The following is an 18,786-nucleotide window of genomic DNA, read 5'->3' as shown; positions in this document are numbered from 1 at the left end:
AGCCTCTCATGATGGTGAAGCCATGATGAGAGGCTTTTGTGCATGTAAAAGCTGACTTGGATTTGAAAGGAAATTTCAAGCTCGGACACTCAGAGGATGACAGCAAAAAAGACTCCTTCATCAGGAGTCTTGATTCTGGTTACATGGGAACGAAATTAATGAATATTGCGGAATACGCCGATGACTTTACCAAGGATCGATACGTTCTTCAGTCGGAGCGGCTCCATTGTCGGGTTTTCCGGTTGAAGACGGATGTGGTCCTTTTCTTTATAGAACGTTTTGACAGTCGCTTCGTCGTCCTCGGTCATGGCGACCACAATCTCGCCGTTGTTAGCCGTTTGTTGCTGGCGAACGATGACATAGTCTCCGTTGCGAATGCCCGCCTCGATCATACTCTCGCCGATGACGCTCAACATGAAGACGTTATGGTCCCCGACGTAGTTGCTCGGAAGCGGGAAGTAGTCTTCAATGTTCTCTGTAGCGGTAATCGGTACGCCGGCCGTAACTCGTCCGATCAGCGGAACGCGGGAAACCGATACTGCGAATGCGCCGTCGCCGGTCGTACCGTCCAAAATCTCAATGGCTCTGGGCTTCGTAGGATCGCGCCGGATCAGCCCTTTCTTTTCCAGCCGCTCTAAATGACCGTGTACCGTCGAGCTGGAAGCAAGACCGACCGCTTCGCCGATTTCCCGAACGGACGGAGGATACCCTTTATCTTTGACCTCGTTCTTGATGAACTCCAGAATAGCTTGCTGGCGAGTGGATATCTTGCCCATATGAATCACTCCATTTTTGGTAATCATTACTTAGGAGTATAACACAGAACCGGAGTTCGTACAAACATAAGTTCGAAAAACGGATTGACACAAACATTTGTTCGTGTTAAATTCAGAACAGAACAAATGTTTGGGAGATGATATTCATGTATCAGAACAATCAAATGTTAGCTCAATTCAACCGTAATTCGGCTGCAGTCTCCATAGATCCCTCTTACAAAGTGAAAAAAAACAGAACATATGTACGAGTTGTGATTTTTGTTGTATCAGTACTGACGCTGCTCTTTGTCGGAGGTACCGTATCCGCGTGGGTAGGAAATGATGACGCATACGCTTATGCCAAAAGTACCGTATCCGCTCAAGCTTACGTAGTTGTAACTCAAGGCGATACGTTGTGGAGTATTGCTTCTTCGCATGCGGCAAAAGGACAAGATCTGAGAGAGTATGTCTTTCAGATAAGGAAGTTGAACAACTTGAAGAACGTAACAATTCACGAAGGGCAAAAGCTGCTGCTTCCATAATACATGGCCTTTTTTAACTTTTCCTGAATTTCTTCCGCAAGGCTTTGGCTCAATCCCTTGACTTTCAAATCCGGTAATGTCAAAGTATAATTTGATATGAAGCCATCTCGTTCGTGGATTAGCGAACGGAGACCTAACATTACCAGGAGGACAAGCATGATTGAATCGGAGCACGACATAACCGTGAAGCGGATCAACGAGTTGGCCCGCAAGGCGAAAGCCGAAGGATTGACGGAAGAAGAAATGGATGAGCGCAACGTACTTAGGAAAAAGTATATTGATTCTTTTAAATCCTCCTTGCGTTCTCAACTGGACAACATTAAATTCGTGGACGAGGACGAGAAGAAGTAAGGAAGAGGGGACTTGCTTCACTGATACAGCGTTTCCGGGCGCCGGAACAACATCATCTGTTTCAGAGTTCAAGTCCGGGATTGGAGTTAAATCCAATTGAGATACGCACTATACGTTGGATGATCTAGTAGCCGCTGGAAAAGCGCGGTATATTGGATGCTCCAACTTTTTGGCGTATTTGGGCGTATTCGGTTGACGAAATTGATCGGGAACGATGAGTTAACAGTAAGTGTAGAAAGAATGGACAAAGGGGCTCAGCTATGTCGCGGAAATGGCAACGCATGGTTCGCAAAAATACGAAAGTAACGAATGTTCAGCGCAAAAAGAGCGGCAAGGAAACGATTGCGGAATCAAGCGCTTCCGACAACTCGGTTACCTTTAAAGGACGAAGCTGGTTTCTTCCATTGATATTGGTCGCCACCGGGATCTTCTGCTTCATTATATTCCGTGGTCAAGCGGGGCAGGATCAGATGTACTGGTTCACGGGCGCGAGCTATATTTTCCTTGCGCTGTTGATTTATTGGGTCCGTCGGCCACTGTTGAAAATAGGCCCGGATTCGCTTACCTCTCGTCGTTTCGGCGGAGACCGGACCATGAGTGCGGATATGATCGACGAAATTTCCGTGACGAAGGATTCGATCTTTATTACCTTAAAGCCGAAAGGCGCCCGCTGGGGATACACGAAATTTTATCATCAATTCCCCGTAGAGGCGGCAGGGGAGAAGCTTCAAGAATTTGCTCAAAAAAATCAAGTGGCATTTAAGCAAGAATCTTAAGACAGAATCGACATCACTGGAGAGAAGAGGAATCCGGCTTATGGCAATCAAAGCAGTGCTTTTTGATTTGGACGATACGCTGCTCTGGGACGAGCGCAGTGTAAAGGAAGCGTTTCAGGCGACCTGCAGCGAGGCTGCCAAGCATTACGACATCGATCCCGCCCAGCTCGAAGACGCAGTAAGACGCGAAGCTCGGGCATTGTACGAATCGTTCGAGACGTTCCCGTTTACTAAAAAAATCGGTATTAACCCGTTTGAAGGGCTGTGGGCCCGGTTTGTCGAAGGAGAGCAGGAAGAGTTCCGCAAGCTTCAATCGTTGGCCCCGTCTTATCAGCGGGATTCGTGGACCCGCGGCTTAAAGGCTTTGGGGATAGAGGATGCCGAACTGGGACTGAAGCTGGCGGAGATGTTTCCGGCTGAGCGAAGAAACCGTCCGATCGTTTACGAAGAGACGTTCGAGGTATTGGAGCAACTGAAAGGGAAGTACAAGCTGCTTTTGCTTACGAACGGTTCGCCCGATCTGCAAAAAGAGAAATTGGCGGGCGTTCCGCAGCTTGCTCCTTATTTCGATCATATTATTATTTCCGGCGAGTTTGGCGAAGGAAAGCCTGCGGTATCGATTTTCGAGCATGCGATGCAACTGCTTGGCATTTCGGCTGAGGAAGGCGTCATGATCGGGGACAAGCTGACAACGGATATTTTGGGCTCCAACTCGATTGGAATGCGGAATATGTGGATTAACCGCCATGGGCTCTCGTTATCGGACGAGATTACTCCGGCGCACGAAATTACGAGCCTTCGGGATATTCAAAAGATCATTGATTCCTTGGAAGCTTAGAATCAGCACTCATTTTACCTAGCCGAAAAACCCGTCATTTATATGGCGGGTTTTTCACTACGTTTTAAATAATAAAACAAGCCGCCTTTGACAAGGGGCTTGCTGCTTGATTTATAAGTTCCGCTTACGCTTTTTGGAAAGTCGGGTCTTCGAACGGATGTGCGATCCAGCCCTCGGTTTCGATGAACAGACGGACGGCCACGATTTGACGGTTTTCCATCAAGGTGAAGAAATGCGGCTTATGCTCCGGAACCGAGATCACGTCACCGGCTTCCAGTTCAACGTCAAAATAACCGACATCGTCTGTCCCTTTAATGATGAAAATTCCTTTGCCGGCCGTGATGGCGCGAACTTCGTCTTCCGTATGCGTATGCACCTGTTCGAATTTTTTGAGCAGTTCATCCAAATTCGGGGTGGCGTCGGACAATGCAACGATGTCCCACGTCTGGTAACCGCGGCGGCTCGCCAGATCGCGGATTTCTTCATCGAAGGTAGCCAAAATCTGCGATTTTTCCTCGTCCGTCAACGAAAACTTCCCTTGAAGCTCTGCGGGCAGTTTAGCGGCGTTCCAATGCTCATAAAGCACCTCTTGCTTCTCTAAAAATGCTTTTACGTTGGCTTCGCCCGAGATGCGCTCGTTAGTGTTGCGAATGCGAATTTCTGCCATAGTTCTCCCTCTTCCTTCTTGAATTCGTGACTTCTGCTTCTTATTATAGTGGAAGGGGACGCATCTGTCGATGTATAATACAGATAAATCCGATAGGATTCATTAGATAAGTGCTGAATTTTGTCACAATTGCTTTTCAACATGTATCGTTTCTGATACACTTAAGGTTACATAATTTGTGAGTATTATGCGCAGTACGGTGCGAGAACCATAGATCGGCTGCATGAGTATCCGACCCCAATATACAACGGAGCGGGGCGGCAGGGTGAAAGGGGATCACGGATGAGCAAGCCATTATTACAAGACCAATTACAGAAAAAAATTATGATTTTAGACGGCGCCATGGGAACAATGATCCAACAGGAGAATTTAACCGCAGACGATTTCGGCGGCGACGAGTTGGATGGCTGCAACGAAATTTTGGTGGTAACCCGTCCTGACGTCATCCGTAAAATCCATGAAGCGTATTTTGCGGCCGGTGCTGATATGGTAGAGACGAATACGTTCGGCGCAACAAGCGTCGTACTGGCAGAATATGATCTACAGGACCGCGCGCGGGAGCTTAACCTGGCAGCGGCGAAGCTGGCCGTCGAAGCGGCTGAAAAATATAGTACCCCGGAATGGCCGAGATACGTTATCGGTGCAATGGGGCCGACGACGAAGACGCTTTCCGTAACCGGCGGAGTCACCTTCGACGAACTCGTGGACAGCTACTACGAACAAGCGCTTGCGCTGATGGAGGCGGGCGTGGACGCGCTGCTGCTCGAAACGTCGCAGGATACGTTGAACGTCAAAGCCGGCAGCATTGGTATCCGTAAAGCGTTTGAGATGGAAGGCCGCAAGCTGCCGCTCATGATTTCCGGTACGATCGAGCCGATGGGCACGACGCTGGCCGGTCAAAATATTGAGTCGTTCTATATTTCGCTTGAGCATCTTGAACCAATTTCGGTCGGATTGAACTGTGCTACCGGACCGGAGTTCATGCGCGACCATATCCGGACGCTGGCCGATATTGCAGGGACGGCGGTAAGCTGCTATCCGAACGCCGGTCTGCCGGACGAGAACGGACAGTACCACGAATCGCCGGAATCGCTTGCCATGAAGCTGGCAGGCTTTGCCGAGCAGGGCTGGCTGAATATTGCCGGCGGCTGCTGCGGAACGACGCCGGATCATATCCGCGCGATGGCCGAAACGCTTGGCCAGTACCAGCCGCGCAGTCACCGGGGAGAGCACCCGCCCGCAGTATCCGGCATTGAGACGGTTTACATTGAAGATGCGAACCGCCCTTACATGGTCGGGGAGCGGACGAACGTTCTCGGATCGCGGAAGTTCAAGCGGCTTATTGTCGAAGGCAAGTATGAGGAAGCGTCCGAGATTGCCCGGGCGCAGGTAAAAGGCGGCGCGCATGTCATTGACGTCTGTCTGCAGGACCCGGATCGCGACGAAATGAGCGATATGCAGCAGTTTTTGGAGCTTGTCGTCAAAAAAGTGAAAGTGCCGCTTATGCTCGATTCCACGGATTATCGGGTCATTGAGCTGGGGCTCAAATATTCGCAAGGGAAAGCGATCATCAACTCGATCAACCTGGAGGACGGGGAAGAGAAGTTCGAGAAGGTCGTACCGATTATTCATAAATACGGCGCGGCTGCTGTCGTCGGCACGATTGACGAGCGGGGGCAGGCCATTACGGCCGCCGACAAGCTTGAAGTAGCCAAGCGATCCTATGATTTGCTGGTGAACAAGTATGGCATGCATCCGAACGATATCATTTTTGACCCGCTTGTTTTCCCGGTCGGAACGGGGGATCAGCAATATATCGGCTCTGCTAAGGAGACGATCGAAGGAATTCGGTTAATTAAAGAAGCGATGCCTGACACCGAGACGATTCTCGGCCTCAGCAACGTATCGTTCGGTTTGCCGGAAGCGGGCCGCGAGGTGCTGAACGCCGTCTTTTTGTACCATTGTACGAAAGCCGGTCTGGACTATGCGATCGTCAATACGGAAAAGCTGGAGCGTTATGCGTCCATACCGGAAGAAGAGCGCCGTCTTGCCGAAAGCCTGATCTACAATACGAACGACGAAACGCTGGCCGAATTCGTAGCGCACTTCCGTACGAAGAAGGTCGAGAAGAAGGAAAAGATTTCGAATCTAACGCTGGAAGAACGGCTGGCCTCTTACGTTGTCGAAGGCACGAAGGACGGACTGATTGCGGATTTGGACATAGCGCTGCAAAAATACAAGCCGCTCGATATTATTAACGGTCCGCTGATGAAAGGGATGGAGGAAGTCGGCCGGCTGTTCAACAATAACGAGCTGATCGTGGCGGAGGTGCTGCAAAGCGCCGAGGTCATGAAGGCGTCCGTTGCTCATTTGGAGCCGTTCATGGAAAAATCGGAAAGCGCCGTGAAAGGAAAAATCATTTTGGCCACGGTCAAGGGCGATGTGCACGATATCGGCAAAAACCTGGTTGAGATTATTTTGTCCAACAACGGCTATCAGATCATCAACTTGGGCATTAAAGTTCCGCCGGAGCAGTTGATCGACGCTTACCGCAAGGAGCGGCCGGATGCAATCGGTCTATCTGGTCTGCTCGTCAAATCGGCGCAGCAAATGATCGTTACGGCGCAGGATTTGAAGACGGCCGGCATCGACGTGCCGATTATGGTGGGTGGCGCGGCTTTGACCCGGAAGTTCACCAAGACGCGTATTGCGCCGGAGTATGACGGTTTGGTATTATACGCCAAAGACGCGATGGACGGGCTGGATATTGCGAACAAGCTGAGCGACCCCGAGCAGCGGAAGCAGCTGGTCCGGGAACTTCGGGACAGCATGGAATCCGATGTAAAGGAATCCGGCCGCAAAGAAGAGCAAATGCCGGCCTTGACCCGCGTTAGAACGTCGTCGGTAGACCGGAACGTTCCGGTGCAGGTGCCGCCGAGCTTGGAGCGCCGTGTGCTGCGCGACTACCCTATAAGCCATTTGATCCCGTATATCAACATGCAGATGCTGCTTGGGCATCATCTTGGCTTGAAGGGGAAAATCGACCAATTGCTGGCCGACAAAGATCCGAAGGCGCTGCAGCTTAAAGAGACCGTTGATGAGCTGTTAGCGGAGGCACAGAAGAATGGTATTCTTCAAGCACACGGCATGTACCGTTTCTTCCCTGCACAATCGGACGGCAACGATGTGCTCGTCTACGATCCTAAGGATCATACGAAAGTGCTTCAGAAGTTTACCTTCCCGCGACAGGAAAAGGAGCCGTACTTGTGTCTTGCGGACTACCTTAAGCCGGTAGACAGCGGAATTATGGATTACGTTGGCTTCCTCGTCGTGACGGCGGGACATGGCGTCAGCGATCTTGCAACCCAATGGCGGGATAAAGGCGACTACTTGCGTTCGCATGCACTGCAAGCTGCGGCTCTCGAAGCTGCCGAAGGGTTCGCCGAGCGTATTCACCAAATGATGCGCGACGTCTGGGGCTTCCCGGACCCGGCCGAAATGACGATGCAGGAGCGCTTCGGAGCCAAGTACCGCGGCCAGCGGTTCTCGTTCGGCTATCCGGCGTGTCCGAACCTCGACGATCAGCAGCAGCTGTTTGCTTTGCTGAAGCCGGAGGATATCGGTGTTCATTTGACAGAAGGCAGCATGATGGAGCCGGAGGCATCCGTGTCGGCTATCGTGTTTGCGCATCCGCAGGCTCGTTATTTCAACGCCTAACCGTTTTTTGGGTATGCTATAAAAGGAGTGGGGCCTTGGTCGCTCCACTCTTTTGTTTAAGAAGAATGAAAAAGCTTGCTTTCGCCGAAGTACGAAGGTATGTAAGCTTTCTTACCAATCGGAACGATAGAAATGGGGTTGATGGAGCTTGGAGCTGTATTTTCTGGGGACAGGTGCCGGTATGCCTTCCAAAGAGCGGAATGTCACCTCCGTCATGCTGAATTTGCTTGCGGAACGGAACGTCTATTGGATGTTCGACTGCGGGGAAGGGACGCAGCATCAAATATTACGGGCACCGGTCAAAATCAGCAAGCTGGAAAAGCTGTTTATTACTCATCTGCACGGTGATCACATTTACGGCCTTCCGGGGCTCATGTCGAGCCGTTCTTACCAAGGTGGGGATACGCCGTTTACGATTTACGGGCCGGTAGGCATCCGGGAGTTTGTAGAAACGGCGCTTCGAATCAGCGATTCCCACCTAGGCTACCAGACCAAAATCGTGGAGTTCGAAGAGAAGGCCGAGTTCGTGCTGTACGAGGATGAGCAGTTCATTGTGAAGGCCGCTCCGCTGGTTCACCGGGTCGACAGCTATGGCTACCGGATCGAAGAAAAGCCGCAGAAGGGGAAGCTTGACGCGGCAAAGCTGAAGGAGCTCGGCATCGCTTCGGGACCGCTGTACGGCAAAATCAAGAAAGGCGAAGCCGTTACGCTGGAGGACGGCACCGTGCTTGAAGCCAGCCGTTTTATCGGTCCTCCGGTTCCCGGCCGGATCGTGACGATCCTTGGCGATACTCAGCCTTGCGAACATGCCGTCACGCTTGCCTGCCAGGCGGATGTGCTGGTGCACGAAGCGACCTTTGCGGAGGACCGTAAGGAGCTTGCGATGCAATATGATCATTCCACAGCGATGGATGCGGCTCGGACTGCCCAAGAAGCAGGGGCCAAAATGCTGGTTCTGACCCATATCAGCTCCCGGTATCAGGACGCGGAAGCCGAACGGCTGCAGGAAGAAGCGCGAACGGTTCATGATGAAACTTATCTTGCGCACGATCATTTTCGTTTGGACATCCCGGTGCGAAAACCGTCGTTGGCTGCCGGTGAAGCGGCTCCGCTGTAAGTGTGGTCCGTATCATATCGCCGATATGACAAAAACCTCCGTTCCTTACAATAGGTCTGCAAGGAGCCGGAGGTTTTTGTATCATGCCTCGTTGACGGGCTGCAATTATTGTTGATGTTCGGCTTCGTCCTTAATTTCCGAACGGAAGGCGTCCAAGCTTTCACGACGGCGTTCGTTTTTGGACTCGATTTGCTCCCGTTCCTGCGGGCTAATTTCGTCGGCATGCTCGCTCAAATAGTCTTCGGCTTCATTCATGTTTTCAATCGTGTGGTCGATGCTGTTTTGCAAATGCTCCACGTTGTCGGCACGGTTGTCCGGTTTTGCCATAGTCCCATCAAGCTCCTTTATTGTAAAAGTATGGCGCTTGGATAGCGCACCATCTTTACGGTGCCACTGTCCGTGCCGGAATATGCATGAAAGCATCATATTTGGCATACTAGCGGAAACGGGCTGATATTTTAGGGGAGAGGGGAGGCGTCTCCTGATGCGCGGTTTTGCCATCTTGCTCGGTTTTTATTTGCTGGGAACGATTCTGCAGCTCGGCTTAAAGCTTCCGCTTCCGGCTAACGTCATCGGTTTGATTTTGTTTACGGCTAGTCTGTTTCTGAAATGGGTCAAGGTGGAATGGGTAGAGGAGGCCGGCGGCTTTTTGATTAAGCATATGCTGTTGCTCTTTGCGCCGATTGTCGTTGGGACGATGGTGTTTTTTTCTTGGATTGGTGAGCAGGCAGTGACTATCCTGGTCAGCTTGTTTGCCAGCACGTTCGGGGTGCTGCTCGTCACAGGCTGGACGGCGAAGCTCTTTGGCGGTGGACGCGCACGGAAGGAGGGGAATCGTCGTCATGACGTTCCGTGAATGGACGGAGCAGCCGCTGTTCGGAATCGCTCTGACGGTGCTGGCTTATGTATTTGCGCTTGTGCTGCAGCAGCGATGGAAAGCGCTTCATCCGCTGCTGACGTGCTCGGCGCTTGTGATCGCCTTCCTGCTCGTCACGAATGTGCCTTACGATGCATACCGAAAAGGCGGAGATTACATTGTGTTCCTGCTCGGTCCCGCGACGGTAGCGCTCGGCATCCCGCTGTACAAAAACGCGCAGCGCATTCGCAATGCCCTATTGCCGATTGCTGCGGGCATCACCGCGGGTTCAATCAGCGCGCTGTTGCTGGCTGCCGGACTCGTCTGGGTGCTGGGAGGCAGCCGCGAACTGCTTGTGACCATGATGCCCAAGTCGGTCACTTCGCCGATTGCGCTTGAGATTTCCCGGCAAGCGGGAGGGATTCCCGAGCTAACCGCCGTTCTGACCGTTCTGACCGGCTTGATCGGAAGCATGTTCGGACCGGGGCTGCTGCGGCTGGCAGGCGTGCGCGACGACATCTCGATCGGGACCGCCATCGGCACTTCGTCGCACGGCATCGGCACGGCGCGGATCATCCGCGATTCGGAGCTGGCGGGCGGCGTCAGCGGCTTCGCGATGGGCGCTGCGGCGATTTTGACATCGTTGCTGTTTATTCCGCTGTATGGGTGGTTGCGGTGACGTTTACACTTCATTATTGAAAGGAGCCGTTCTGCGAACGGCTTCTTTTTTGTGCCGGACAGCCGGACAAGCCGGGCGAAGCCTTACAAAAGCTTTACACCGCGAAAACGCTATCCTAATAATCGTCTGCTACCCTAAAGCTGTAACTTTCATCCCATCAACCTTTACTTGGAGAAAGGCGTGTTGACGATGATCCGACAAGCAGCAAGTCAAGTCGCAAGCGAGCCGTCCATCTTAACCGTAAAGCTGGCAGAAACTGACTTTGAAGTGGAGCAGGCACTGCGTCTGAGGTATCAGGTTTTTGTGGAAGAAGAGAAGAACATGAAGATGCGAACTGAGAACGGATTGGAGCGGGATATTTACGATGCTTATTGCGACCATCTGATCGTCAAAGATGTAATCACGGGAGAGGTTGTCGGCACGTACCGGCTTCTGCCGGGAGAGCGGGCGACCTCGGGCATCGGATTTTACTCGGAAACCGAATTTGATCTGCACGCGTTCGATTCGCTGAAGCGCCAGACACTGGAGCTCGGGAGAAGCTGTATTGCACCGGCCTACCGCGGAAGCAGAGCGATTCAAATGCTGTGGGAGGGCATTGCCGCGTATATGACCGAGCTGAATTACCGCTATTTGATCGGCTGCGCCAGTTTGCGTCTCCCGAATTTGGAGGAGCTGAATCTGATCTATACGATGCTCCGCAGCAAGCAGGTCATTACGGAACGATACGGTATCCGTCCGTTGGAAACGCACCGGATTCGGGGGCTGAGGACGATCGAATCGGAGTTGACTGAGAAAGAAATTTTCCGTAGGCTGCCCCCGCTGATGAAGGGCTATCAATAGCTTGGGGCAGAGATTGGCGGCGACCCGGCGTACGACAGCCTTTTCGATACGGTAGATTTCTTTATCGTGCTGGAAAAGGACCGGATCACCCGCAGATATAAGAAGCATTTCCTAAACGGATAAGGGGGCTGGGAGCTTGTACGAATGGATTGCCAAAGTGACCACAGACAGGCAAGCGTGCGAGCGTTGGGCGCGACGGTGCGGTCTGCTGCCGAGAAGCGTACTGGCTGCGCTCTGCCGAATGGCGGCTCTGCTGTTGTATAGCTGCGCCGGTTCAGAGTTAAGACGCAAGGTGCAGGGCAACATGAAGGAGCTGTTGCCTGAGCGTTCGGCTCAGCAGATCAGGAAGGCCGGATTTCACTATACCGAAAATGTCATCTTTGCGCTTTATGAAATATTGCTGGAATCGCACCGGCTGCCGGGCAGCGAGAAATGGCGGTTTCGGACGGAAGGGGAAGCGTACCTGGAAGAGGCGCTGCGTCTGGGCCGCGGTGCGATTGTATATACCCCACATGCTGGTAACTTTTTTTACTACTATTGGTATTTGTGCCGGAAGTATTCGTGTCTTACCGTTGCCACCGGCGGTAGTCCGGAGCTGCGGCCGCTGTATTTGAAGTTTCTCGACATGGGCTGTCCGGGGCTCGACTATGATAGCACACCGCCGCTGGAGCTGCTTCGTAAGCTGCGGAAGCATTTGCAGGCGGGGGGCGTCGTCTTTTTGCTGGGGGATTTCTGGCGTCCGACGTTTCCGCCCGCCCGTTTCTTCGGCCGGATGACGCGAACACCCGAGGGTGCTTCGACGCTGTCGATCGAACAGGGAGTGCCGATTATTCCATTCAGCGGATGGCGCGAGCGCGGATGGCTACACCGGATGAGGTTCGAAGCTCCGCTGTATCTTTCTTCTTCGTTCACGAAGGCGACGCGGACAGAGGCGACGAATGTGCTGAACCGTTTCATGGAGCGGATTATTCGGGAGCGGCCCGAACAATGGTTCTATTGGTTTAATGCCGAGGAGCGCTGGGAAATCGAGCAAGGTGGAGGGGCAGGGGTTCATACAGAGCAGGAGCGGCGGAAGACGCATACGGCGTGACAAGCGAAGGAGGCGTATAGCATCATGGATACCGGAAGTCATCTGTTGTTTGGTGCTACATTGGCCGGTTTGGCTATGCTTCAGCCGGAAGTGGCCCAAGAACCGGCGCTGCTGCATGCGGTGCTGACAGCCGCGTTGATCGGTTCGCATGCGCCGGATTTCGATACGGTTGCCCGGGTTCGGGGCTATGCCGCTTACATTCGGGTGCATCGGGGAATTACGCATTCGCTTCCGGCTTTGCTTTTATGGCCGCTAGTGCTGTCCGTTCCGATCGCTTGGGGCTTCGGGGTATGGGAGTATGAGCCGCTTGTTTTCGCTTGGGCGATGGCGGCGGTCGTTTTCCACGTTTTTCTGGATTGGCTCAATGCTTACGGCGTCCAGTGCTTTCGTCCGTTCTCGCAGCGCTGGCATCACCTTGATGCGCTCCCGTTGTTCGAACCGGTGCTGTTTGTGACGCATGCGGCAGGCTTGATAGTATGGCTGGTGACGGGGAGTAATCCGGGATGGATGTTTTTGTGGATTTATTCGTTTACGTTTGTATATATCGGAGGACGGCTGCTTCATCACCAAGGTGTAGTCCGTTTTGTAAGAATGCGGCTTGGGTTGGAGGGGGTATGTCACATCGTCCCGAGTCTGCACTGGTTTCGCTGGCAGTTTGTGCTTGAGAGCAGCGACGCTTTTTATACGGGAACCGTTCAAGGCAAGGAGCTGACGGTCAAAGATATTTATGCCAAACATACCGAAGGCGGCATGGCCGTAGAGGCGACGCGAGCGGTTGATGGCGTGCGGGCGTTTTTGCACTTTGCGCAGCGCGTGCATGTGACTTGTACCGAGAGGCAGGACGGTTATGAGGTCCGATGGCGGGATATGCGGTTTTGGCACAATCACGAGCTGCCCTTTGGGGTGGACGTAACGCTCGACCGGGATCTTAAGGTCGTCAGTCAATCGCTCGGCTGGAGGAAAAAAGCATGGGACCCGCCGTATGTGTAAACCGCTCGGGGGATTGCAGAAATTTGATGAAAAAGGTCGGACCGCAGGTCATCAAAGCTGCGAAGTGTTGTATGCCCGAGAAACAATTGGAAAAACGGTTTTGTTCCGAGGTATGAATAAAAAACGATCGGGATAGAATAGTTCAGTAAACAACCAAGCATGGGGAGGTTGACGGAATGGATTTTACAAGCCACGATATCGCCGTGATCGAGCAGGCGCTGCAGCTTGCCATTCGGTCGCAATCAAGCGGCGCCAAGGCGCAGCCGTTTCAGGAAGTGCTGGGCAAGCTCCAAATGAGCGCAAATGCGGCCATGAACTCAGCTTCGATTCATAAGGTGTCTATGCATGACGGCATAAGATTCGACTACGACGATTCTTCCGATGTGCTCTAAGTTGATCCATGCGTATAGAGTTATCGGGACCAGCCGGTACGAAGGGCGGCAGGCCAAGGCAATTCTGCTCGACTGCCGCTTGCCGGTTTCACCACGGATTATTCTCCAATAAGATTTGCATCGCATCAAGCCGACCTTCATTGAAAGTATCACTTTTCCCTCAAAATCAAGCTGCCCTCTTTTACAGACGACTCTGCAACGAAAAACTTTCCCGGGAAAGCGCAGGATGCGACATGCTTTCTTCAAGTTTCAACACCGATTAGACGTGTCATTCCGATCCCATTCGACCAGCTCCGCTAAGAAAAGAGATTGTCACGCGAACATGCATTCGATATAATGAAAGGAACGTTACCGTCAAAAGGAGCTGCATTTATGAACCGTTTGACTGGCAAGGTTTCTTCCATCGAAGAAATGATCGGTTTGATCCGTTCGTCGTCTGAGCTAATGTCCCAGGTGACTTACTGGCATACGATTCCGCCGCGGGAAGGGCGGTACGAGTCATTCCCGGAAGGCTTGCACGCCGGGCTGCGGGAAGCATTGCTCACCCGGGGCATCGGACAATTATATACGCATCAAGCCCAATCGTTTCATGAAGTAAGCGCGGGGCGGCACGTCGTGACCGTGACCCCGACCGCCTCGGGCAAGACGCTGTGCTACAACCTGCCGGTGCTGGAGGGCATATTGAAAGACGAGAGCGCGCGTGCGCTCTATTTGTTTCCGACCAAAGCGCTGGCGCAAGACCAGGTGGCCGAGCTTCAAGAGCTGGCGAATATTATGGGCGCCGATATCAAGACTCATACGTACGACGGGGATACACCACCGACCGTACGCCAAGCCATTCGCAATGCCGGGCACATCGTCGTGACGAACCCGGATATGCTGCACTCCGCGATTTTGCCGCATCACACGAAGTGGGTGAAGCTGTTTGAAAATATAAAATTTATTGTCATTGACGAGGTTCACTCTTATCGCGGCGTGTTCGGCAGCCATGTGGCGAACGTGATCCGGCGTCTTAAGCGGATTTGCCGCTTTTACGGCTCGAATCCGCAGTTTATTTGCGCTTCGGCGACGATCGACAATCCGAAGGAGCACGCGGAGCGGCTGATCGGGGAAAGCGTATCCCTTGTCAACGACAACGGCGCGCCCGCGGGCGAGAAGCACTTTGTCTTCTACAATCCACCCGTCGTCAACCAGCAGCTTGGTATCCGCAAGAGCAGTGTGCTGGAGACGAGGAAAATCGCCGCGATGCTGCTGCGCCAGGGCATTCAAACGATCGTATTCGCGCGGAGCCGCGTGCGGGTCGAAATTTTGCTTACGTATTTGCAGGAGCTGGTCACCCACGAGTTGGGCACGAAATCGATCCGCGGTTACCGCGGCGGGTATCTGCCCAAGCTGCGGCGCGAAATCGAGCGGGGGCTGCGCAGTGGAGAGATCCGCGGCGTCGTCAGCACAAACGCGCTGGAGCTCGGGATCGATATCGGACAGCTGCAGGCGTGCGTGCTGAACGGCTATCCCGGCACCATCGCAAGCACGTGGCAGCAGTCGGGCCGCGCCGGGAGACGGCAGGAAAGCTCCGTCACGTTCCTCGTGGCGAGCAGCAATCCGCTGGATCAATATATGATCCAGAACCCCAGATTTTTTTTCGAGCGTCCGCCGGAGCGGGCACTGATCGAGCCGGATAACCTCATCATCCTGGTTGATCATGTCAAATGCGCCGCCTACGAGCTGCCGTTTGAAGAGAACGAACAATTTGGCGGCGAGTCGCTGCATGATATTTTGGAGTTTTTGACAGACGAACGTATTTTGCACAGGGTAAAAAACAGGTGGCATTGGATGGAGCAGTCGTTTCCGGCGCATGACATCAGCTTGCGATCGGCCGCACAGGAAAATTTCATCATCATCGATATGACGAACGGCGCCCGGGTCATCGGCGAGGTGGACCGGTTCAGCGCCCCGACGATGATTCACGAGGAAGCGATCTATATCCACGAGGGTGTACAGTATCAGGTGGAGAAGCTCGATTACGAGGAGAAGAAGGCTTACATACGCGAGGTCGACGTCGATTATTTCACGGACGCCAGTCTGGCCGTCCAGTTAAAAGTGCTGCATGTGCATCGGGAGGCGATTGACCGGGGGCTCAAGCGGCAGTTCGGCGAAGTGACCGTGAACGCGAAGGCGACGATTTTCAAAAAAATCAAGTTGCGGACCCACGAGAATATCGGATCGGGGCCGATTCATCTGCCGGAGGAGGAGCTGCATACGAGCTCTTACTGGTTCACGTTCGACGACGAGATTGCCGCAGGCATGACGGTGAACGATATGCAGTTTGCGCTGCTGGGGCTGGCGAACGTGCTCGTGCACATTGCGCCGCTTTATTTGATGTGCGACCCGCATGACATCCGCGTCGTCCCGCAAGTGAAGGCGGTGCATAACAAGCAGCCAACGATCTTTTTCTATGATCGTTACCCGGGCGGCGTAGGGCTTAGCGAGCGGCTGTACGAAGTGCACGGGGAGCTGCTGGCCGAAGCGCAGCGCTTGATTTCGTCGTGCGGCTGCTTGAGCGGCTGTCCGGCCTGTATCGGGCCGATTGAAGAAGTCGGGCTAACCGGGAAGCAGCTGTCGCTTGGGTTGCTGAAGCAGCTGGAGGTTTCGCGATGAGCTCGCTTAAGGAAAGGCTGCTGCGGCACAAAAAATCGATAGCGGGTACGCAGGAACGCGAGGAAGAAGCCAAAATTCACGTGGGAGAGGAACCGCTTGGGTCGGCCGAAGAGGGCCAGGCGGCTCACGGCGAGAGTAAGCCAGAGTCCGCGGCGGAGGTTGACGAATGGTCGGTTGTAGGTGCGGCCATGGAGCATACGGAATGGGGCGATTTTGTCATCCGCCGCCGCACGTATGAAACGGGGTTTCGTCACGGGCAGTATGAGCTTAGCCGTTTATCGTCCTGCGCAGAGGAGTTGTTCGCGCTGCTGGAGCCAACGGTAGGCAGTGCTACGTCAAACCGTGCGGCCGCTCCATTCCACGAACGGCTGCTCTTTCTGGATACCGAGACGACAGGGCTGGGGCATGGGGCAGGCAACGTGCCGTTTATGGTTGGAGTCGGATTTTACCAAGGCAATCAATATCATATCGAGCAGATGCTGATCCGGCACCCCGGCGAAGAGTCGGCGATGCTGGCCTATTTGGAGCAAAAGCTTGCTGCGCATCCGGTGTTAATCTCTTATAACGGCAAATCGTTCGATTGGCCGATTGTCAAAAACCGCTATATCATGAACCGGATGGAGCTGGCCGTTGAGCCTGCGGGACACATCGATTTTTTGCATCCGTCCCGCAGCTTGTGGAAGCATACGCTGCCCTCCTGCCGACTAGGCAAGGTTGAGGAAGAGCGGCTTGGCGTCCGCCGCGAAGAAGACGTGCCGGGCTCGCTCGCACCGACGCTTTATTTTCAATATTTGGCCCAGCTCGATCCTTCCGTTTTGGAAGGCGTGTTCGTGCATAATGAGCTGGACGTGCTGTCGCTGGCGGGCCTCGCCGTTCATTTTGCCTGCTTGTTGAACGGTTCCCATGATTGGTCTTGTGCAAGGTTGTTCGGTTTAGAGGAATGCTTTCGGCTCGGCCTGTGGCTCGATAAAATCGGTCGAAGCGACATGGCTGACACCGTGATGAACGCGCTGAGCGAAGAGCTTCTCGCTGCGGACGAGCTTGCTTCCGAAGAACCGTGCCTGCTGCCGCTTGCGCAATTTTACAAGCGACGGGGACGCTATACGCAAGCCTGTTCGCTTTGGAGCCGGTATATCGCCCTGAAGGGCGATCGTGCAACGTCTTCGCTGGAACCATATATCGAGCTGTCCATGTACTATGAGCATAAGGAAAAACAGTGGGAGCGCGCTCTTGCCTATGCTCAGGAAGCGCTTGACCATCTTTGGCGGCGAGATGCCTTGAAGCGGAGCAGGGAACGCAAGCCGATCGCACAGAGTGGCAAGCGTACGAGGGAAAAAGAGGAGCGGGAGGAGGATGCCGATGCCGTTAGCCTGCGCAAGCGAATCGAACGGCTGCGGCGGAAAACGGCCTCCTCCACTCGTGCGATACGTGTTACTGAGGCTATAGAGCCCGAACCGTTCGATTCCCTCCTGCCGCCGAAGTCAAGCGCAAAGCTATCCGTTAGGTCATCCGGCCAAGCCTCGGCATCAGCTCCGGTTCAGGGGGCATCGTCTGCCGTATCCCGCGTTCCTCAATCAACAAGAAAAAGAAAATCCGGCCTGTCTGCGGCGGAACAGCTTTCTATGCCACTGTAAGTATAATTTTGCTTTGGGGTGGAAATACATGGTAAGATCATGATCCGAAAGGAACAATGACGATGCCTGAACTGCCCGAAATGGAAAATTACCGCAAGCTGTTAAGCGAGCGAATCATAGGCCGAACTGTGACGGATACCGAAGTAACAAGAGAAAAATCGATTAACGTGACGCCCGAGCGATGGGCGCAGGAGCTGATCGGTCAGGCCGTTTCCCGCATTGACAGGAGAGCGAAGCAGCTGCTGTTTCGTTTAACGACAGGCAACGTTCTGGTGCTTCATTTAATGCTCGGAGGCATGATGTTTTACGGCAAGGCAGAGGAAAAGCCCGACCGGTCCGTCCAAGTGCGGCTCGGCTTCGGAGATCGTCATTTGTTTTTTATCGGGCTGCGGCTCGGTTATTTGCATCTCCACGATCCGTCGGAAGTCGAGGAGCTGATGAATAAGCTCGGTCCCGAGCCTTTTGATCCTGGGCTGACGCCCGACCGGTTCGCCGAGCGTCTGCGCGTAAAAGCGGGCACGCTAAAAAGCAACCTCGTCGATCAAAGCGTCTTTGCGGGCATCGGCAACTGCTATAGCGATGAGATCTGCTATCATGCAGGTCTCTTGCCGTCCCGGCGTCCCAACGCGCTCTCTGATGAAGAGCTTCACCGGTTATACTGCTCTATGCGCGAAGTGCTGACGGAAGCGACGCAGGGCGGCGGGTACATGGAAATGCCGCTGTTCGTCGGTGACTCGCTTACGGGCGGCTTTGACAGCCGCTGCCGGGTTTACGACCGCGAAGGAGAGCCGTGTGTGCGCTGCGGCAGCCCGATTGCCAGACACGACGTCTCGTCCAAGAAATCGTTTTGCTGTCTTGTCTGTCAGAGGTGAGGGGGCGTTGAC

At 53.6% G+C, this 18,786-nt stretch carries 18 protein-coding genes; 15 read left to right on the top strand and 3 right to left on the bottom strand.

Translation table 11 applies throughout. The features are described from left to right. Window positions 1-155: 155 nt before the first annotated feature. Window positions 156-776 (bottom strand): transcriptional repressor LexA, encoded by a 621-nt coding sequence (gene lexA / locus PEL01S_RS15745; protein ID WP_063180457.1) that lies wholly within the window; start codon window positions 774-776, stop codon window positions 156-158. Window positions 777-922: 146 nt separating this feature from the next. Between lexA and PEL01S_RS15740 the strand changes: the two genes are divergently transcribed. The 4 genes from PEL01S_RS15740 to PEL01S_RS15720 all read left to right on the top strand — a co-directional run bounded on the left by PEL01S_RS15740 (window position 923) and on the right by PEL01S_RS15720 (window position 3,262). Beyond that, entirely contained in the window at window positions 923-1,297 is a 375-nt protein-coding gene (locus PEL01S_RS15740; protein ID WP_239551107.1) for a LysM peptidoglycan-binding domain-containing protein, read from the top strand. A 156-nt stretch (window positions 1,298-1,453) separates the two neighbouring features. Then, window positions 1,454-1,648: a DUF896 domain-containing protein gene (locus PEL01S_RS15735; RefSeq protein ID WP_063180459.1), complete on the top strand. Its 195-nt coding sequence runs from the start codon at window positions 1,454-1,456 to the stop codon at window positions 1,646-1,648. 260 nt (window positions 1,649-1,908) lie between these two features. Then, window positions 1,909-2,424, top strand: a complete 516-nt coding sequence (locus PEL01S_RS15725; RefSeq protein ID WP_174806952.1) for a hypothetical protein — start codon at window positions 1,909-1,911, stop codon at window positions 2,422-2,424. A gap of 40 nt (window positions 2,425-2,464) precedes the next feature. Next, entirely contained in the window at window positions 2,465-3,262 is a 798-nt protein-coding gene (locus PEL01S_RS15720) for an HAD family hydrolase (RefSeq protein ID WP_108529799.1), read from the top strand. A gap of 124 nt (window positions 3,263-3,386) precedes the next feature. On the opposite strand, the gene mtnD is transcribed toward PEL01S_RS15720, so the two are convergent. Continuing rightward, on the bottom strand, window positions 3,387-3,929 hold the full coding sequence (mtnD, locus tag PEL01S_RS15715) for an acireductone dioxygenase (protein WP_127460952.1): 543 nt from the start codon (window positions 3,927-3,929) through the stop codon (window positions 3,387-3,389). Window positions 3,930-4,211: 282 nt separating this feature from the next. Here mtnD and metH point away from each other — a divergent pair, with 282 nt between their 5' ends. Then, window positions 4,212-7,646 carry a methionine synthase gene (gene metH / locus PEL01S_RS15710; protein WP_127460951.1) on the top strand — a complete coding sequence of 1,145 codons (3,435 nt, stop codon included), beginning with the start codon at window positions 4,212-4,214 and terminating at the stop codon, window positions 7,644-7,646. Between the two features lie 148 nt (window positions 7,647-7,794). Further along, window positions 7,795-8,763, top strand: coding sequence for a ribonuclease Z (rnz, locus tag PEL01S_RS15705; RefSeq protein WP_127460950.1), 969 nt, complete (start codon window positions 7,795-7,797; stop codon window positions 8,761-8,763). A gap of 105 nt (window positions 8,764-8,868) precedes the next feature. Here the strand turns inward: rnz and tlp are convergent, their stop codons facing one another. Then, entirely contained in the window at window positions 8,869-9,090 is a 222-nt protein-coding gene (tlp, locus tag PEL01S_RS15700) for a small acid-soluble spore protein Tlp (RefSeq protein ID WP_010494137.1), read from the bottom strand. 157 nt (window positions 9,091-9,247) lie between these two features. Between tlp and PEL01S_RS15695 the strand changes: the two genes are divergently transcribed. From PEL01S_RS15695 to PEL01S_RS15655, 9 genes are all read left to right on the top strand, one after another. Next, window positions 9,248-9,619 carry a CidA/LrgA family protein gene (locus tag PEL01S_RS15695; protein ID WP_063180469.1) on the top strand — a complete coding sequence of 124 codons (372 nt, stop codon included), beginning with the start codon at window positions 9,248-9,250 and terminating at the stop codon, window positions 9,617-9,619. Beyond that, entirely contained in the window at window positions 9,606-10,298 is a 693-nt protein-coding gene (locus PEL01S_RS15690; RefSeq protein ID WP_127460949.1) for an LrgB family protein, read from the top strand. Before PEL01S_RS15695 ends, PEL01S_RS15690 begins: the two co-directional genes overlap by 14 nt. 189 nt (window positions 10,299-10,487) lie before the next feature. Continuing rightward, on the top strand, window positions 10,488-11,138 hold the full coding sequence (locus tag PEL01S_RS15685) for a GNAT family N-acetyltransferase (RefSeq protein ID WP_239551109.1): 651 nt from the start codon (window positions 10,488-10,490) through the stop codon (window positions 11,136-11,138). Window positions 11,139-11,274: 136 nt separating this feature from the next. Beyond that, window positions 11,275-12,228 (top strand): lysophospholipid acyltransferase family protein, encoded by a 954-nt coding sequence (locus PEL01S_RS15680; protein ID WP_127460948.1) that lies wholly within the window; start codon window positions 11,275-11,277, stop codon window positions 12,226-12,228. 24 nt (window positions 12,229-12,252) lie between these two features. After that, window positions 12,253-13,218 carry a metal-dependent hydrolase gene (locus tag PEL01S_RS15675; protein WP_127460947.1) on the top strand — a complete coding sequence of 322 codons (966 nt, stop codon included), beginning with the start codon at window positions 12,253-12,255 and terminating at the stop codon, window positions 13,216-13,218. A gap of 176 nt (window positions 13,219-13,394) precedes the next feature. Continuing rightward, complete coding sequence (locus PEL01S_RS15670; protein WP_063180480.1) at window positions 13,395-13,610, top strand: hypothetical protein; 216 nt, start codon at window positions 13,395-13,397, stop codon at window positions 13,608-13,610. A gap of 372 nt (window positions 13,611-13,982) precedes the next feature. After that, a complete protein-coding gene (locus PEL01S_RS15665) occupies window positions 13,983-16,268 on the top strand; it encodes a DEAD/DEAH box helicase (RefSeq protein WP_127460946.1) in 2,286 nt (761 codons plus the stop codon). After that, entirely contained in the window at window positions 16,265-17,902 is a 1,638-nt protein-coding gene (locus tag PEL01S_RS15660; RefSeq protein WP_127460945.1) for a ribonuclease H-like domain-containing protein, read from the top strand. The genes PEL01S_RS15665 and PEL01S_RS15660 overlap by 4 nt, the downstream gene beginning before the upstream one ends. Before the next feature lie 62 nt (window positions 17,903-17,964). After that, window positions 17,965-18,774, top strand: a complete 810-nt coding sequence (locus PEL01S_RS15655) for an Fpg/Nei family DNA glycosylase (RefSeq protein WP_127460944.1) — start codon at window positions 17,965-17,967, stop codon at window positions 18,772-18,774. Window positions 18,775-18,786: the final 12 nt, after the last annotated feature.

It is taken from the genome of Paenibacillus elgii NBRC 100335, assembly GCF_004000865.1.
Classification (GTDB): domain Bacteria; phylum Bacillota; class Bacilli; order Paenibacillales; family NBRC-103111; genus Paenibacillus_G; species Paenibacillus_G elgii.
Note: the sequence above shows the minus strand (reverse complement) of the source record. Positions and strands in the feature narration are given on the sequence as shown.

Excerpts from the sequence above, each read along its gene's own strand:
- lexA (WP_063180457.1), bottom strand. The coding sequence starts at position 776 with ATGGGCAAGATATCCACTCGCCAGCAAGCTATTCTGGAGTTCATCAAG.
- PEL01S_RS15740 (WP_239551107.1), top strand. The coding sequence starts at position 923 with ATGTATCAGAACAATCAAATGTTAGCTCAATTCAACCGTAATTCGGCT.
- PEL01S_RS15735 (WP_063180459.1), top strand. The coding sequence starts at position 1,454 with ATGATTGAATCGGAGCACGACATAACCGTGAAGCGGATCAACGAGTTG.
- PEL01S_RS15725 (WP_174806952.1), top strand. The coding sequence starts at position 1,909 with ATGTCGCGGAAATGGCAACGCATGGTTCGCAAAAATACGAAAGTAACG.
- PEL01S_RS15720 (WP_108529799.1), top strand. The coding sequence starts at position 2,465 with ATGGCAATCAAAGCAGTGCTTTTTGATTTGGACGATACGCTGCTCTGG.
- mtnD (WP_127460952.1), bottom strand. The coding sequence starts at position 3,929 with ATGGCAGAAATTCGCATTCGCAACACTAACGAGCGCATCTCGGGCGAA.
- metH (WP_127460951.1), top strand. The coding sequence starts at position 4,212 with ATGAGCAAGCCATTATTACAAGACCAATTACAGAAAAAAATTATGATT.
- tlp (WP_010494137.1), bottom strand. The coding sequence starts at position 9,090 with ATGGCAAAACCGGACAACCGTGCCGACAACGTGGAGCATTTGCAAAAC.
- PEL01S_RS15695 (WP_063180469.1), top strand. The coding sequence starts at position 9,248 with ATGCGCGGTTTTGCCATCTTGCTCGGTTTTTATTTGCTGGGAACGATT.
- PEL01S_RS15690 (WP_127460949.1), top strand. The coding sequence starts at position 9,606 with ATGACGTTCCGTGAATGGACGGAGCAGCCGCTGTTCGGAATCGCTCTG.
- PEL01S_RS15685 (WP_239551109.1), top strand. The coding sequence starts at position 10,488 with ATGATCCGACAAGCAGCAAGTCAAGTCGCAAGCGAGCCGTCCATCTTA.
- PEL01S_RS15675 (WP_127460947.1), top strand. The coding sequence starts at position 12,253 with ATGGATACCGGAAGTCATCTGTTGTTTGGTGCTACATTGGCCGGTTTG.
- PEL01S_RS15670 (WP_063180480.1), top strand. The coding sequence starts at position 13,395 with ATGGATTTTACAAGCCACGATATCGCCGTGATCGAGCAGGCGCTGCAG.
- PEL01S_RS15665 (WP_127460946.1), top strand. The coding sequence starts at position 13,983 with ATGAACCGTTTGACTGGCAAGGTTTCTTCCATCGAAGAAATGATCGGT.
- PEL01S_RS15660 (WP_127460945.1), top strand. The coding sequence starts at position 16,265 with ATGAGCTCGCTTAAGGAAAGGCTGCTGCGGCACAAAAAATCGATAGCG.
- PEL01S_RS15655 (WP_127460944.1), top strand. The coding sequence starts at position 17,965 with ATGCCTGAACTGCCCGAAATGGAAAATTACCGCAAGCTGTTAAGCGAG.